This window comes from Pseudomonas sp. CYM-20-01 (assembly GCF_023169845.1).
Classification (GTDB): domain Bacteria; phylum Pseudomonadota; class Gammaproteobacteria; order Pseudomonadales; family Pseudomonadaceae; genus Aquipseudomonas; species Aquipseudomonas azotoformans.
Genome location: NZ_AP025169.1, coordinates 3,262,355 through 3,276,040, shown reverse-complemented (window position 1 = coordinate 3,276,040; position 13,686 = coordinate 3,262,355). Strand labels below are relative to the sequence as shown.

10 protein-coding genes are annotated in these 13,686 nt (G+C 61.9%); 8 read left to right on the top strand and 2 right to left on the bottom strand.

Annotated features, from left to right (window positions below; genetic code table 11):
- The first annotated feature begins 8 nt into the window (after window positions 1-8).
- The 3 genes from M2497_RS14585 (at window position 9) to M2497_RS14575 (ending at window position 2,766) form a co-directional block, all read left to right on the top strand.
- The gene (locus M2497_RS14585) at window positions 9-776 is read left to right on the top strand and encodes an SDR family oxidoreductase (RefSeq protein WP_071493152.1); all 768 of its coding nucleotides are present in this window, start codon (window positions 9-11) and stop codon (window positions 774-776) included.
- Window positions 777-846: 70 nt separating this feature from the next.
- The gene (locus M2497_RS14580; protein WP_248488104.1) at window positions 847-2,280 is read left to right on the top strand and encodes a PLP-dependent aminotransferase family protein; all 1,434 of its coding nucleotides are present in this window, start codon (window positions 847-849) and stop codon (window positions 2,278-2,280) included.
- Window positions 2,281-2,364: 84 nt separating this feature from the next.
- A complete protein-coding gene (locus tag M2497_RS14575) occupies window positions 2,365-2,766 on the top strand; it encodes a cupin domain-containing protein (RefSeq protein ID WP_248488103.1) in 402 nt (133 codons plus the stop codon).
- A 136-nt stretch (window positions 2,767-2,902) separates the two neighbouring features.
- Here M2497_RS14575 and M2497_RS14570 read toward each other — a convergent pair whose 3' ends face one another.
- On the bottom strand, window positions 2,903-3,532 hold the full coding sequence (locus M2497_RS14570) for a DNA-3-methyladenine glycosylase I (protein ID WP_248488102.1): 630 nt from the start codon (window positions 3,530-3,532) through the stop codon (window positions 2,903-2,905).
- 217 nt (window positions 3,533-3,749) lie between these two features.
- On the opposite strand from M2497_RS14570, the gene M2497_RS14565 reads away from it, so the two are divergent.
- The 3 genes from M2497_RS14565 (at window position 3,750) to M2497_RS14555 (ending at window position 6,604) form a co-directional block, all read left to right on the top strand.
- Window positions 3,750-5,075: a C4-dicarboxylate transporter DctA gene (locus M2497_RS14565; RefSeq protein ID WP_248488206.1), complete on the top strand. Its 1,326-nt coding sequence runs from the start codon at window positions 3,750-3,752 to the stop codon at window positions 5,073-5,075.
- A gap of 123 nt (window positions 5,076-5,198) precedes the next feature.
- On the top strand, window positions 5,199-5,900 hold the full coding sequence (locus tag M2497_RS14560; RefSeq protein WP_058424105.1) for a FadR/GntR family transcriptional regulator: 702 nt from the start codon (window positions 5,199-5,201) through the stop codon (window positions 5,898-5,900).
- A gap of 17 nt (window positions 5,901-5,917) precedes the next feature.
- Entirely contained in the window at window positions 5,918-6,604 is a 687-nt protein-coding gene (locus M2497_RS14555; RefSeq protein WP_248488101.1) for a GntR family transcriptional regulator, read from the top strand.
- Window positions 6,605-6,750: 146 nt separating this feature from the next.
- Here M2497_RS14555 and M2497_RS14550 read toward each other — a convergent pair whose 3' ends face one another.
- Window positions 6,751-11,619 (bottom strand): NAD-glutamate dehydrogenase, encoded by a 4,869-nt coding sequence (locus M2497_RS14550; protein WP_248488100.1) that lies wholly within the window; start codon window positions 11,617-11,619, stop codon window positions 6,751-6,753.
- A 492-nt stretch (window positions 11,620-12,111) separates the two neighbouring features.
- Here M2497_RS14550 and M2497_RS14545 point away from each other — a divergent pair, with 492 nt between their 5' ends.
- Together M2497_RS14545 and M2497_RS14540 are read left to right on the top strand one after the other, a co-directional pair.
- Window positions 12,112-12,465 (top strand): hypothetical protein, encoded by a 354-nt coding sequence (locus M2497_RS14545; RefSeq protein WP_248488099.1) that lies wholly within the window; start codon window positions 12,112-12,114, stop codon window positions 12,463-12,465.
- Between the two features lie 259 nt (window positions 12,466-12,724).
- Entirely contained in the window at window positions 12,725-13,684 is a 960-nt protein-coding gene (locus M2497_RS14540) for a MoxR family ATPase (RefSeq protein WP_003174327.1), read from the top strand.
- Window positions 13,685-13,686: the final 2 nt, after the last annotated feature.

The following is a 13,686-nucleotide window of genomic DNA, read 5'->3' as shown; positions in this document are numbered from 1 at the left end:
GAACCGCTATGTCCAAGACCCACCTGTTCGACCTCGATGGCAAGATCGCATTCGTTTCCGGCGCCAGCCGTGGCATCGGCGAGGCCATCGCCAAGTTGCTGGCCCAGCAAGGCGCCCACGTGATCGTCTCCAGCCGCAAGCTGGAAGGCTGCCAGCACGTCGCCGACGCAATCATCGCCGACGGCGGCAAGGCCACGGCCGTGGCCTGCCATATCGGAGAAATGGAGCAGATCACCCAGGTATTCGCCGGCATCCGCGAGCAGTTCGGCCGCCTGGATATCCTGGTCAACAACGCCGCGACCAACCCGCAATTCTGCAACGTGCTGGACACCGACCTCGGTGCGTTCCAGAAGACCGTGGACGTGAACATCCGTGGCTACTTCTTCATGTCCGTGGAAGCCGGCAAGTTGATGCGCGAGAACGGTGGCGGCAGCATCATCAACGTCGCCTCGATCAACGGGATCTCGCCGGGTGTGTTCCAGGGCATCTACTCGGTGACCAAGGCCGCCGTGATCAACATGACCAAGGTGTTCGCCAAGGAATGCGCGGCGTTCGGCATTCGCTGCAACGCCCTGCTGCCGGGCCTGACCGACACTAAGTTCGCCTCGGCCCTGGTCAAGAACGACTCGATCCTGAAAATGGCCCTGGCGCAGATCCCGCTCAAGCGCGTGGCCGAGCCGAGCGAGATGGCCGGTGCGGTGCTGTTCCTGGCCAGTGACGCGTCCAGCTACACCACCGGTGTATCGCTGAATGTGGACGGTGGTTTCCTGTCCTGAGTACGCCTGGGTTTCTACAGATCGATTTGCGCGTAACCTTGGCGCAGATCGAACTGTCTCGGGATGAAACATGGAATTCCACATCGTTATCAAAGGGCGCAAGGACCTGGCTGCCCAGCTGTATCAGCAGTTGCGTGAAGCCATCGCCAGCGGGCGGCTCGCGGCGGGTGCGCAACTGCCACCCAGCCGCCTGCTGGCCGAGCAATTAGGCATATCGCGCAAGACCGTGTCCGACACCTACGCCACGTTGACCTATGAAGGCTTGCTGGTAGGCAAGACTGGCCGTGGCACCTTCGTCAATGCCTGGGCGCCACAGGCGAACCGCGTGCAAACCGCCACCGACCTGGCCTGTGCCGCCAACCTGGCGAAATGGCAGGCGCTGCCCTCGCCGATGCGTCATCCCACACGCGATAGCACCTTGCGCTATGAATTTATCGGCGGCGCCACCAGCCGCAACCAGTTCCCCCAGGACGAATGGCGTCGCTGCACCCAGGACGCGCTGCGGCGCATTGCCCAGAACAGTGGTTTCTACAGCCAACCCGAGGGCTTGCCGGCGCTGCGCAGCGCGATCGCCGGGCACATCGCGTTCTCCCGTGGGGTCAACTGCCGCGACAGCGACATCGTGGTCACCAACGGCGCGCAACAGGCGCTGGACCTGATTGCCCGCGTGGTGCTGGAACCAGGCAGCATTGTGGCCATGGAAGACCCCGGCTACAGCCCTGCCCGCCAGATGTTCATCGCGGTAGGAGCCCAGGTCGCCAGCGTGCCGGTGGACGAACAGGGCATCCGGGTCGACCGGATCCCCGATGGCACACGGCTGATCTACGTGACGCCCTCCCACCAGTTCCCCCTCGGCATGCCGATGAGCCTGGCACGTCGCGAAGCCTTGCTGGCGCGTGCGTTTGCGCTGGGCGCAATCATCATCGAGGACGATTACGACAGCGAGTTCCGTTACGAAGGACGGCCCACCGACTCGCTGCAAAGCATGGACACCCGTGGCGTGGTGACCTATGTGGGCACCTTCTCGAAAACCCTGCTACCCGAGCTGCGCCTGGGCTACGCAGTGCTGCCGCCGGCCATCTACGGTGCGGTGCTCAAGGCCAAGCAATTGACCGACCAGCACAGCTCCACCCTGCCCCAGTGGGCGCTGGCCAAGTTCATCAGCGAGGGCTACCTGCTCAAGCACATCCGTCGCTGCCATACGGTCTACGCCGGGCGTCGCGAGCGCATCCTGCAGCGCCTGGCGGGGGACCTGTCGCCGTGGTTCGAAGCGGTGCCGACCGTGGCCGGGTTCCACATGGCGGCGCTGTGCAAGGTGCCGGTGAATATCCCGCTGCTGATGGAGCTGGCACGCCGGGTGGAAGTGGGCTTGTACCCGCTGGATGTGTTTTTCCATGACGCGCCGGTACGCTCGGGCCTGATCATCGGCTTCGGCGCGATCGAGACCCTGGACATCGACCCGGCGCTGGACAAGGTGCGCGATATTCTCCAGCAGATTGGCTAGCGAATTTTCCGCCGGATTGGTTATTGGTCACCCAGGCACTGCGGCGTAGGGTGAACAGGTCTCGAACTACTCGGAAACTTCATCATGAAACGATTGCTCGCCGCCTCCCTAATGCTCGCCTCGCTCAGCGCCTTTGCTCATGAACCGGTGTACAACCAGGAGTCGATCAAGGTCTTGCAGGAGCACGCGCTGACCAATGTCCCGGGCAAGAAAACCCTCATGCTCACCGTCGACTATGCCCCCGGCCAGGCCACCGTGCCCCACAGCCACACGGGCACCGCCGTGGCCTACGTGCTGGAAGGCGCGATCACTTCACGGGTGAATGACGAGCCCTCAAAAACCTACAAGGTCGGCGAGTCGTTCTACGAGCCGGCCGGTTCCCGGCACTTCGAATCGAGCAATGCCAGCCAGACCCAACCGGCCAAGCTGCTGGTGGTGATGGTGCTGGATGACAAGGCCGAAGTGCTTACACCCCTGCCCAAGTAACCCGCCACACCACAAATCAGAAAGGTGGGAGGGGGCTTGCCCACGATAGCAGAGTGTCAGCCAATGACTCTGCTACTGATACGCCGCCATCGGGGGTAAGCCCCCTCCCACATTTTGATTTGCATCGGTCAGTGACTCAGGGGCGCTGGAACTGGCGGCGCAGGCCTTCGATCCGCTCGCGGCAGGAGCAACCTTCCAAGTGATCATTGACCATGCCCATCGCCTGCATCAACGCATACATCGTGGTCGGCCCCACGAACGTCCAGCCGCGCTTCTTCAAGGCCTTGGACAAGCGCACTGAGGCCGGCGACGTGGGATTGCCCGTCCAGTAAGCCATGTCCACCACCGCCGGCCGTTCCTCCTCACCGGGTTCGAACGCCCACAACCAGCGCGCCAGCGACCCGGTCTCATCCACCAGCTCACAGGCGCGGCGCGCATTGTTGATCGTGGACACGATCTTGGCCCGATTGCGCACAATGCCCGGGTCCTGCATCAAGCGCGCGATATCCGCCTCGCCGTACTGCGCCACCCTTCTGAAATCAAAGCCCTCGAACGCCACTCGAAACTGTTCGCGCTTGCGCAAAATGGTGATCCACGCCATGCCCGCCTGAAAGCCCTCCAGGCAAATCTTCTCGTACAGCTGAATGTCATCCGCCACCGGCACGCCCCATTCGGCGTCGTGGTAACGCGGGTATTCCGGCGCCGCCGTGCGCCAGCTGCAGTGGGTGTGCCCATTGTCGTCAGTGGTCAGTCCTGGTGTGTCCATCCATCACCTCATGTGCCGAGCAGCGGATGATAAGCGAAAAAAATTCCGCCCTGCCAACCGCTCAAGCATCGCCGTTACCGACCAACTGGTCAGACCGGGACCTGTAAACCGCCAAATAATTGCTTGTGATTTCAAAAATACCGGGCGTAGACTGGCCCCGCACTGGACTTACCGGTAAGACCACAAAAATTAAGCCCTGGAACCACCAGGGCACCGAATAGAGATCCCTCCCATGCTCAGATGGTGCTCGCGTTCGATTTTCCTGCAAGTCGTGATTGGCCTGATGCTCGGCATCGCCTGCGGCCTGACCCTTCCCGAATTCTCCTCGCAACTCAAACCCCTGGGTGACGGCTTTATCAAGCTGATCAAAATGCTGATCGGCCTGATCGTGTTCTGCGTGGTGGTCAGCGGCATTTCCGGCGCCGGCGACTTGAAGAAAGTCGGACGCATCGGCCTCAAGTCAGTGATCTACTTCGAGATCCTCACCACCGTTGCGCTGGTGATCGGCCTGGTCATGGCCTTCAGCACCGGCATCGGCCAAGGCGCCAATATCCACCTGGAACAGTTGTCGTCCGCTGGTTTGAATGAACTGGCCGACAAGGGCCAGCATATCCGCGGCACCAGCCAGTTCCTGATGGACCTGATCCCCAACTCGGTGATCGGTGCCTTTGCCGACAACAACGTGCTGCAAGTACTGCTGTTTTCGGTACTGTTCGGCAGCGCGCTGAACCTGGTGGGCGAAGCGGCATCGGGCATCTCGCGGCTGATCAACGAACTGAGCCACATCATCTTCCGCATCATGGGCATGATCGTGCGCCTGGCGCCGATCGGTGTGTTCGGTGCAATCGCCTTCACCACCAGTACCTACGGGCTGGACTCGCTGCAGCACCTGGGGAGCCTGGTGGGCCTGTTCTACCTGACCTGCTTTGCCTTCGTCGCGCTGATCCTCGGCCTGGTGATGCGCCTGTCGGGCCTGCGCATGTTGCCGCTGCTCAAGTACCTGCGTGAAGAACTGCTGATCGTGATGGGCACCGCTTCCTCCGACGCCGTGCTACCACAGATCATGCGCAAACTGGAACACCTGGGCATTGGCAGCTCCACGGTCGGCCTGGTGATTCCAACGGGGTATTCGTTCAACCTCGATGGCTTCTCGATCTACCTGACCCTGGCCATTGTGTTTATCGCCAATGCCACCGGTACCCCCCTGTCGATGACCGACCTGTTGACGATCCTGCTGGTATCGCTGATCACCTCCAAAGGCGCCCACGGCATTCCGGGGTCGGCGCTGGTGATCCTGGCGGCGACCCTCACGGCGATCCCGGCGATTCCGGTGGTGGGCCTGGTGCTGGTGCTGGCGGTGGATTGGTTCATGGGCATCGGCCGTGCATTGACTAACCTGATCGGCAACTGCGTGGCGACCGTGGCCATTGCCCGCTGGGAGAAAGACATCGATATCCAGCGCGCCAACAAGGTGCTCGACGGTCAGCAAGGCTATGCGTTCCAGGCCAAGAAGCCGGTGTTGCCCGCACACCAGGAGTTCTGAAATGTGGGAGGGGGCTTGCCCCCGATAGCGATCTACCCGTCAGTGATTCTGTGACTGACACACCGCCATCGGGGGCAAGCCCCCTCCCACACATCTATTCGCAACATCAAGGAGACGCACGACGTGATCAGCACCTCAACCGTCGTCAATTCAGTCGTAGAAAAACTCCGCGCCGCCTTGGCGCGTGGTCAGTGGCGCCGGGGTGAAATGCTCCCCGGCCAGCGCGAACTGGCCGAACAGATGGGCATCAGCCGCCCCAGCCTGCGTGAAGCGGTCATCGTGCTGGAGACCCTCGGCCTGGTGCGCTCCATGCCCGGCAAAGGCGTGGTGGTGCTGGAAACCAGCGTCAGCGAACCGCAGTCCAGCGATGCCGTGGCCGACGCCAGCCTGGAAGACATCCTGCAACTGCGCTACACCTTGGAGCCGTTCATTGTCGGCCTGGTGGCCCAGTCCATCAGCAGCAAGGAAGTCGGCCAACTGCGCCTGACCTTGATGGACATGCGCGAAGCCCTCGACGCCGGTGACGCCGAAGCCGGCATGAACGCCTACATCGGTTTCCACGAAGAGCTGTTTGCCCTGACCTCCAACCCGATCTTCCAGAACGTGGTGCAGCAGACCAGCAATGCCCTCAAGCAAAGCGCCCAGGTGCTGCGCAACTCGCCCGAACACCTGGCCGAACGCCTGCAGGAAAACGAAGCCGTGGTGCGCGCCATCCGCAACAAGAACAGCGCCCTGGCGAGTGCCGAGATGCGTCGGCACATCCTGCAGGAAGGCCTGCGCATGGGCATTGCCCTGAACATCCCGGACGACCATCTCGGCAGCTGATTTTTTGGAGACAGGCCATGACCGCCCACGCCTTGCACTACGACCCCATCCTGCCGACCCTGCGCCTGGTCGCCGGTAAAAAGCCTTCGGTGGATGACATCTACCCGCGCTTGTTCGACGCCATCCTCGAACAACGCATCGCCCCGGCGAGCCGTTTTACCGAAGAAGGCCTGGGCGAAACGTTTGGCGTGAGCCGCAGCGTGATACGCCGGGTGCTGGCCAAGCTGTCCCATCAGCAAGTGATCATCCTGCGCCCCAACCAGCGTGCCCAGGTGGCCGCGCCGGATGCTCAGCAGACGCGACAGATCCTCGAAGCGCGGCGCATGACCGAAATCACTGTGGTGCAGTTGGCCTGCGCCCAGGCGACAGCCACGCAGATACGTCAGTTGCGCGAACTGATTGCACGGGAACGTGATTGCATCGAACGCGATCAGCGTGGGCCGGCGATTCGGTTGTCGGGGGAGTTTCACCTGCATTTGGCGACGATGGCCGGCAATGCGCCGTTGGCGCAGTTCCTCAACAGCCTGGTGCCGTTGACGTCGTTGATCATTGCCCAGTACGAGGCAAAGGCCTGCACGTATTGCGCGTGGCAGGAGCATGTGGCGATTGTGGAGGCGTTGGAGCAACGCGACTCAAGCACCGCAGTGACTCTGATGACCCAACACCTGGATCACCTGGAAAGCAAATTACTGAAACACCACTGACCTCCTGATGAATGGAGATCAAAATGTGGGAGGGGCGGTGCGACGATTCGACTTGCCCCCGATGGCAGCGTGTCAGTCAATGAAGATGTTGACTGATACACCGCCATCGGGGGCAAGCCCCCTCCCACATTGGTTTCACCAGGGGTCTAGGCCGGTTGCAACACCGACTGCCCACTCAACGCCAGGTCCAGCAACTCACGGTTGGCTACCGCGTACATGGCGTAGTCCGTGCCGACCGCAGCACGGATTTCCACCATCATCGCCACCCAACGCTCGGCCATGTCCTTGTGCTGCTCAAGCCACAGGGCCACGCGGGCTTCCATGTCTTGTGGCGCATCGGCCATTTGCAGGACGGAAATGGTGATCGCGCGTTGCTGCCAGTCCACATCGTCGCGGAACGCTTCGCGGGCCTGGGCCTGCCAGTTGTTGCCCACCGGCAGATCACTGATCTGCTGCAGGTACCACGGCAAGTCCAAGGCGCTGCCGACGGCGAAGTAGGCCTTGGCCACTTCGGCGGCGTCATGCCCGGTCACGTCAGCGGCTTCAATGATCGGCAGCAAGGTGTACAGGTGGGTCGTGCCAGCAACCATGCGCGCCAACAGTTCCGGTACGCCGGCTTCGGTGTAGGCCTGGTAGCGCTTCTGCCAGCCTTCGCGGGTCGGGCCTTCCAGCAGTTCGTCGAGCTTGAGGCCCAGCGCCGCCAGGTGCGGACCGAAGTGCGCGGTGTCACGGCCAGCGTCCTGCTCGTTGCGACGGCTGCGCAGGAACCAGCGCGTGGCACGACGGCCCAGGCGCATCAGCTCGTCCATCAACTGCAATTGCACGTCGGCGGAGACCTGGTGGTCCAGGGCTTCAATCTGACGGAACCAGTGCGGGAGGTGGAAGATGTCACGCACGATCACATAGGCGCCAGCCACGTTCGCCGGGCTCATGCCGGTCGACTCTTTGAGTCGCTGCACGAAGGTGATGCCCATGTGGTTGACCAGGTCGTTGGCGATCTGGGTGCTGACGATCTCGCGCTTCAGACGGTGACGACGCATGGCCTCACCGAACTTGGCGACCAGGCTCGGCGGGAATGCGGTCTCCATGTCACGAGTCAGGTAATCGTCATCCGGCACCAGCGACTTGAGCAGCGCTTCCTTGAGGTCGATCTTGCTGTACGAGATCAGCACCGACAGTTCCGGACGGGTCAGGCCCTTGCCGTTGGCGGCGCGCTCGGTGAGCTGCTCCTCGGTCGGCAGGTACTCGATAGCGCGGTCCAGCTTGCCACGGCCTTCCAGGTCGCTCATCAGGCGCTTGTACTCGGCGGCACGCTCGTAGGCACGGCGCGCCGCCAGGGACAGGGCCTGGGTCTGCTTGTAGTTGTTGCCCAACACCAGGCTGCCGACTTCGTCGGTCATGCTCGCCAGCAACTGGTTGCGTTGCTTGTCGGTCATATCACCGGCCTGCACCACTTCGTTGAGCAGGATCTTGATGTTCACTTCGTGGTCGGAGCAGTCCACGCCACCGGCGTTGTCGATGAAGTCGGTGTTGGAACCGCCGCCATTGAGGCCGAATTCCACACGACCCAGCTGGGTCATGCCGAGGTTACCGCCCTCGCCCACCACCTTGCAGCGCAGCTCGTTGCCGTTGACGCGCAGCGCGTCGTTGGCCTTGTCGCCCACGTCGGCATGACTTTCGCTGCTGGCCTTGACGTAGGTGCCGATACCGCCGTTCCACAACAGGTCCACCGGCGCCTTGAGCAAGGCGTTCAGCAGTTCAGTCGGGGTCAGCTTGTCGGCCGCGATGTCGAAGCGTTCTTTCATCTGTGGCGAGATGGCAATGCTCTTCGCGCTGCGCGAGAAGATACCGCCGCCTTCGGACATGATGCTGGTGTCGTAGTCGGTCCAGGCCGAACGTGGCAGCTCGAACATGCGCTGGCGCTCGACGAAGCTGGTCGCCGGGTTCGGGTTTGGATCGATGAAGATATGCAGGTGGTTGAAGGCCGCGACCAGTTGCAGCTTGTCGGACATCAACAAGCCGTTACCGAACACGTCGCCGGCCATGTCGCCGACGCCCACCACGGTGATGCTGTCTTCCTGCACATTGATGCCGCGCTCACGGAAGTGACGCTGCACGCCGACCCACGCGCCCTTGGCGGTGATGCCCATTTTCTTGTGGTCATAACCGGCGGAACCACCGGAGGCGAACGCGTCACCCAGCCAGAAGCCGTAGTCGATGGCGATGCCGTTGGCGATGTCGGAGAAGGTCGCAGTGCCCTTGTCCGCTGCTACTACCAGGTACGGGTCATCGTCGTCATGGCGCACGACGTTGGCCGGTGGCACCAGGGCGCCATCCTTGAGGTTGTCGGTAATATCCAACAGGCCGGAAATGAAGATGCGGTAGCAGGCGATGCCCTCGGCCGCGATCTCGTCACGGCTGCCGCCCAATGGCAGGCGACGCGGCAAGAAGCCGCCCTTCGCACCCACCGGCACGATGACCGAGTTCTTCACTTGCTGGGCTTTCACCAGGCCAAGCACTTCGGTACGGAAGTCTTCTTCACGATCGGACCAGCGCAGGCCGCCGCGCGCGACGTTGCCGAAGCGCAGGTGCACGCCTTCGACCCGTGGCGAGTACACGAAGATTTCGAACTTCGGCACAGGCTTGGGCAGCTCAGGGATCGCGTGCGGGTTGAACTTGAAGCTGAAGTACGACTTGTTCTGGCCGTTCGCGTCGGTCTGGTAGAAGTTGGTACGCAGGGTCGCCTTGATCAGGTCCAGGTAGCGACGCAGGATGCGGTCTTCGTTGAGCACCTGGACGTCGTCAAGGGCGGTGAGGATCGCTTGTTCCAGACGTTGCTGCTTGTCTTCCAGGTCGTCGCTGGTGAGCTTGCGCGCCAGGTAGAAACGGGTCTTGAACAACCGGGTCAACTCGCGGGCGATGTCGGTGTGGTTGTTCAGGGTGCTGGCGATGTAACCCAGGTCGAAGCCCAGGCGGATCTGCTTGAGGTAGCGGGCGTAGGCACGCAGCAGCGCGACGTCGCGCCACGGCAGGCCGGCGGTGAGTACCAGGCGGTTGAACGCATCGTTCTCGGCGTCGCCATGCACGATGTGCACGAATGCGTCCTGCAGAGTGTCGTTGAGCTGCTGGATATCCAGGTTCACGCCCTCGGCGGCGATGAACGCGAAATCATGGATCCAGAACTCGCGGCCATTGGCGTGACGCAGGCGATACGGGAACTCACCGAGCACGCGCAGGCCGAGGTTTTCCAGGATCGGCAGCACGTCGGACAGCGCCAGCGGGGTGTCGGCGTGGTACAGCTTGCAATGCAGCTCGCGCTGGCCGGAAACCTGGCCCAGCGGCTGATAGAAACTCATCACCAGCGGGTTGGCCTCGGTGAGGCTGAGCAAGTGCTGCATGTCGACCACCGCCGAATGCGCGGCAAAGCGCTCGCGGTAACCGGCCGGGAAGCCTTTCGGGAAGTCCGCCAGCACGTTGGTGCCATGGGCTTCGCCGAAGCTTTCTACGACGAGGCTGGAGTAGTCGTCCTGCCAGCTGCGGCAGGCCTGCACCACTTCTTTTTCCAGTTGCAGCGGGTCGATGTCCAGGCGGTTCTTCGGGTCTACCCGCAGAATCAGCTGCACGCGGGCCAGCACGGACTCGGAGAAGAAGGTCCAGAACTCGCAGTCCGAAGCCTTCAGGCGATCCATCAATACTTGCTGGATCTTCTGGCGCACTTCGGTGGAATAGATGTCGCGTGGCACGTAGGCCAGGCAGTAGCAGAATCGACCGTACGGGTCTTTGCGCAGGAACACGCGGATCTTGTTGCGTTCCTGGATCTGCACGATCGACATCACGGTGCTGAACAGCTCGTCGACCGGGGTCTGGAACAGATCGTCACGGGGCAGCACTTCAACGACTTGCGCCAGCTCCTTGCCCAGGTGCGCCTTGGGCTGGAAGCCGGAGCGGCGCTCGATTTCCGCGACCTTGCGGCGGATATACGGAATCACCCGTACGCTTTCGCCGTACACCGACGAGGTGTACAGGCCCATGAAACGGTGTTCCTTGATGACCTTGCCATCGGCGTCGATTTCACGGATCGACACGTAGTCCGGGTAGGCTGGACGGTGCACGCGGCTTGGGTGCGCGGCCTTGGCGAACGAAAGCATGGTCGGTTCACGCAGGTAGGCGACGGCATAGTCTTCGATACGCAGGTCTTCGGCGGTGAGCCCGGCACGCAGCAGTTTGGTCAGACCGAGGAAGGAACCGGCGTCATATTCGATATGACCGCCGTCCGCCTCGTCACGTACCACGAACTCTTCATAGCCGAGGAAGGTGAAGTGGTTGCCCACCAGCCATTCCAGGAAGTTCTTGATCTCGGCCTTTTCTTCGCCGTCGATGGCGAACTGGCTTGCGTCGATACCGGCCAGCAGGTCCTGGACCTTGGCTTTCATCGGCTCGAAATCGGCCACGGCCACACGCACTTCACCCAGCACCTGCTCAAGCTCTTTGCTCAGCACGTTCAGTTCGGCGGCGTTGGCGCAACGGTCGATTTCCAGGTACATCAGCGATTCTTGCTGGATGCCTTCGCCCTGGGTGCCTTTTGGCAGGATTTCCAGCAACTCGCCCTTGGCGCCACGGCGTACGCTGAGCACGGTGGTCTGCAAGGTGTGGATGCTGTAGCCACGGCGGTTCAGCTCGGTGCGGACCGAGTCCACCAGGAAGGGCAAGTCATGGTGCAGCACTTCGACCGCGGTGTGGGTCGACTGCCAGCCATGACGTTCGTAATCGGGGTTATAGACCCGCACTTGCGGTTGGGTGTGATCAAAGCGCTCAAGCAGGCGCCACGCAGAGAGGGTGCAACCGGCCAGGTCGGAAAGGCGACGCTGGGTCAGTTCGTCCAGGGAAATGATGCCGAAGAATTGTTCAGCGAACAGCGCCACTTGTGGCAGTGCCTGTTCACTGATGTGCTGCGCCAGTGCCGCTTGCAGTTGATGCTGGAAGTCGGCCTTGCTGGCTGCGGTGAAAAACGCCATCTGTGGTACTCCGCTTGGGCTTGTTATTGATGGAAGCGTCGCGTGTTATCCCCTTGCGGGGAGACCGTCAGCGCTGTTCGCTGGGTGACGAGTAAAGCACCATAAACGAATCAGGGTGACAGGTGGGTGAAGCTGGACAAGACAATGAGGTCACATACAACTTCCATAAGATGTGCACCTAGCCGGGTGACGGTACGACGGGCAGGTCAGGCGCCAGGCTCGTGCACATCCGTTGCGCAGCTTAACGAGTGTAGGAAGCCAGCTGCTTGCGACGCTGCGACATATTCGGTCATCGGTAAGCAGGCGCCGGGTTGCGACTTGGGCAACCCGTCATTCCCGGCAGAAAATCCGGCTACTTCGACGCCGGCGAGTATCAGAAATGACCGATATTGCCCGTCAGGTCATGCACTGGGTCTGACACAGGAAGCAGCACAAAATTCGCCGCAATGGCACAATTGCCCGCATCACGCCCTACCCCAGACAGGATTGCCCATGCTGCAACTGAAAACCGACGCCCTGATGGCCACGCCGTGCGACGACGAAGAAGACAACATGGCCATGCTCTGCTGCCACGGCAAGAACGGCGAGATGTTCATGCTCACCCGTTACCCGGACGAAGACGAAGTGGAATTGACCTGGGACTACGAGCCGTCGACGCTGGATGGGCTGAAGGTCACGCTGAGTGACACCATCCTGCTGATCGAACTGGCTGCCGGGGATGCCGATGCCCTGGGTGGCAAGGACCAGTTGCAGATTACCCACGCCACCGCTGCGTCGGACCTGGTCGAAGTCGAGCAAACCCTGCAAAACATCCTGAAAGGCACCGGCACTTTCACCCGAATTTAAACGGCACCCACAATCAAATGTGGGAGGGGGCTTGCCCCCGATAGCGGCGTGTCAGCCACGGATGCAGCCACTGACCCACTGCTATCGGGGGCAAGCCCCCTCCCACATCGACCGTGTTCCCACACAAATTTCCTACAAGATTTGCCAAAAATACCCGTCACGCCGTTAGTCGCCACCCCCCTCCATGCATTAAAGTAGACGCCCCAGGCCTTGGCATTTTTCACAACCCCAAGGCTCATCTCTCCAGGAACCGTCATCGATGGAACATCGTGAAGCGCTGCTTGCGCTGCGAACCTTTCTTTCTACGCAGATTCTCGGCCAGGAAAAACTCATCGATCGCCTGTTGATCGCGCTGCTCGCCGACGGCCACATGCTGGTGGAAGGCGCGCCGGGCCTGGCCAAGACCAAGGCCATCAAAGAGTTGGCCGAAGGCATTGAAGCGCAGTTCCATCGTATCCAGTTCACCCCCGACCTGTTGCCCGCCGACATCACCGGCACAGAGATCTATCGTCCGGAAACCGGCAGCTTCGTGTTCCAACAGGGGCCGATCTTCCACAACCTGGTGTTGGCGGACGAAATCAACCGTGCCCCGGCCAAGGTGCAATCGGCACTGCTGGAAGCCATGGCCGAGCGCCAGGTCAGCGTCGGGCGCAGCACCTATGACCTGTCGCCGCTGTTCCTGGTGATGGCCACGCAAAACCCCATCGAGCAGGAAGGCACCTACCCGCTGCCTGAAGCCCAGCTCGACCGTTTCCTGATGCACGTCAAGATCGGCTTCCCCGACGCCGCCGTCGAGCGACGCATCCTGCAACAGGCCCGTGGCGAGGCGCTCAACGGCGAAACCAAGCCGGAACGCCGCGTCAGCCAGCAGGCGATCTTCGCCGCACGCAAGGAAATCCTCGGCCTGTACATGGCTGACGCCGTGGAGGAATACCTGGTGCAGTTGGTGATGGCCACGCGCACCCCGGCCAAGTTCGACCCGGAGATGGCCGAGTGGATCGCCTACGGCGCCAGCCCACGCGGCTCCATCGCCCTCGACCGCTGCGCCCGTGCCCATGCCTGGCTGGCCGGTCGCGACTTTGTCAGCCCGGAAGACATCCAGGCGGTGCTGTTCGACGTGCTGCGCCATCGCATCATCCTGTCGTTCGAAGCCGAAGCCGCCGGCATCGACCAGGACCGCGTGGTGCAACGCATTCTCGACGTCGTTGCCGTCGCTTGAAA

What these genes read in the sequence shown, in the direction of transcription:
- M2497_RS14585 (WP_071493152.1), top strand. Translation starts at nt 9, where the DNA reads ATGTCCAAGACCCACCTGTTCGACCTCGATGGCAAGATCGCATTCGTT.
- M2497_RS14550 (WP_248488100.1), bottom strand. Translation starts at nt 11,619, where the DNA reads ATGGCGTTTTTCACCGCAGCCAGCAAGGCCGACTTCCAGCATCAACTG.
- M2497_RS14540 (WP_003174327.1), top strand. Translation starts at nt 12,725, where the DNA reads ATGGAACATCGTGAAGCGCTGCTTGCGCTGCGAACCTTTCTTTCTACG.
- M2497_RS14580 (WP_248488104.1), top strand. Translation starts at nt 847, where the DNA reads ATGGAATTCCACATCGTTATCAAAGGGCGCAAGGACCTGGCTGCCCAG.
- M2497_RS14570 (WP_248488102.1), bottom strand. Translation starts at nt 3,532, where the DNA reads ATGGACACACCAGGACTGACCACTGACGACAATGGGCACACCCACTGC.
- M2497_RS14555 (WP_248488101.1), top strand. Translation starts at nt 5,918, where the DNA reads ATGACCGCCCACGCCTTGCACTACGACCCCATCCTGCCGACCCTGCGC.
- M2497_RS14575 (WP_248488103.1), top strand. Translation starts at nt 2,365, where the DNA reads ATGAAACGATTGCTCGCCGCCTCCCTAATGCTCGCCTCGCTCAGCGCC.
- M2497_RS14545 (WP_248488099.1), top strand. Translation starts at nt 12,112, where the DNA reads ATGCTGCAACTGAAAACCGACGCCCTGATGGCCACGCCGTGCGACGAC.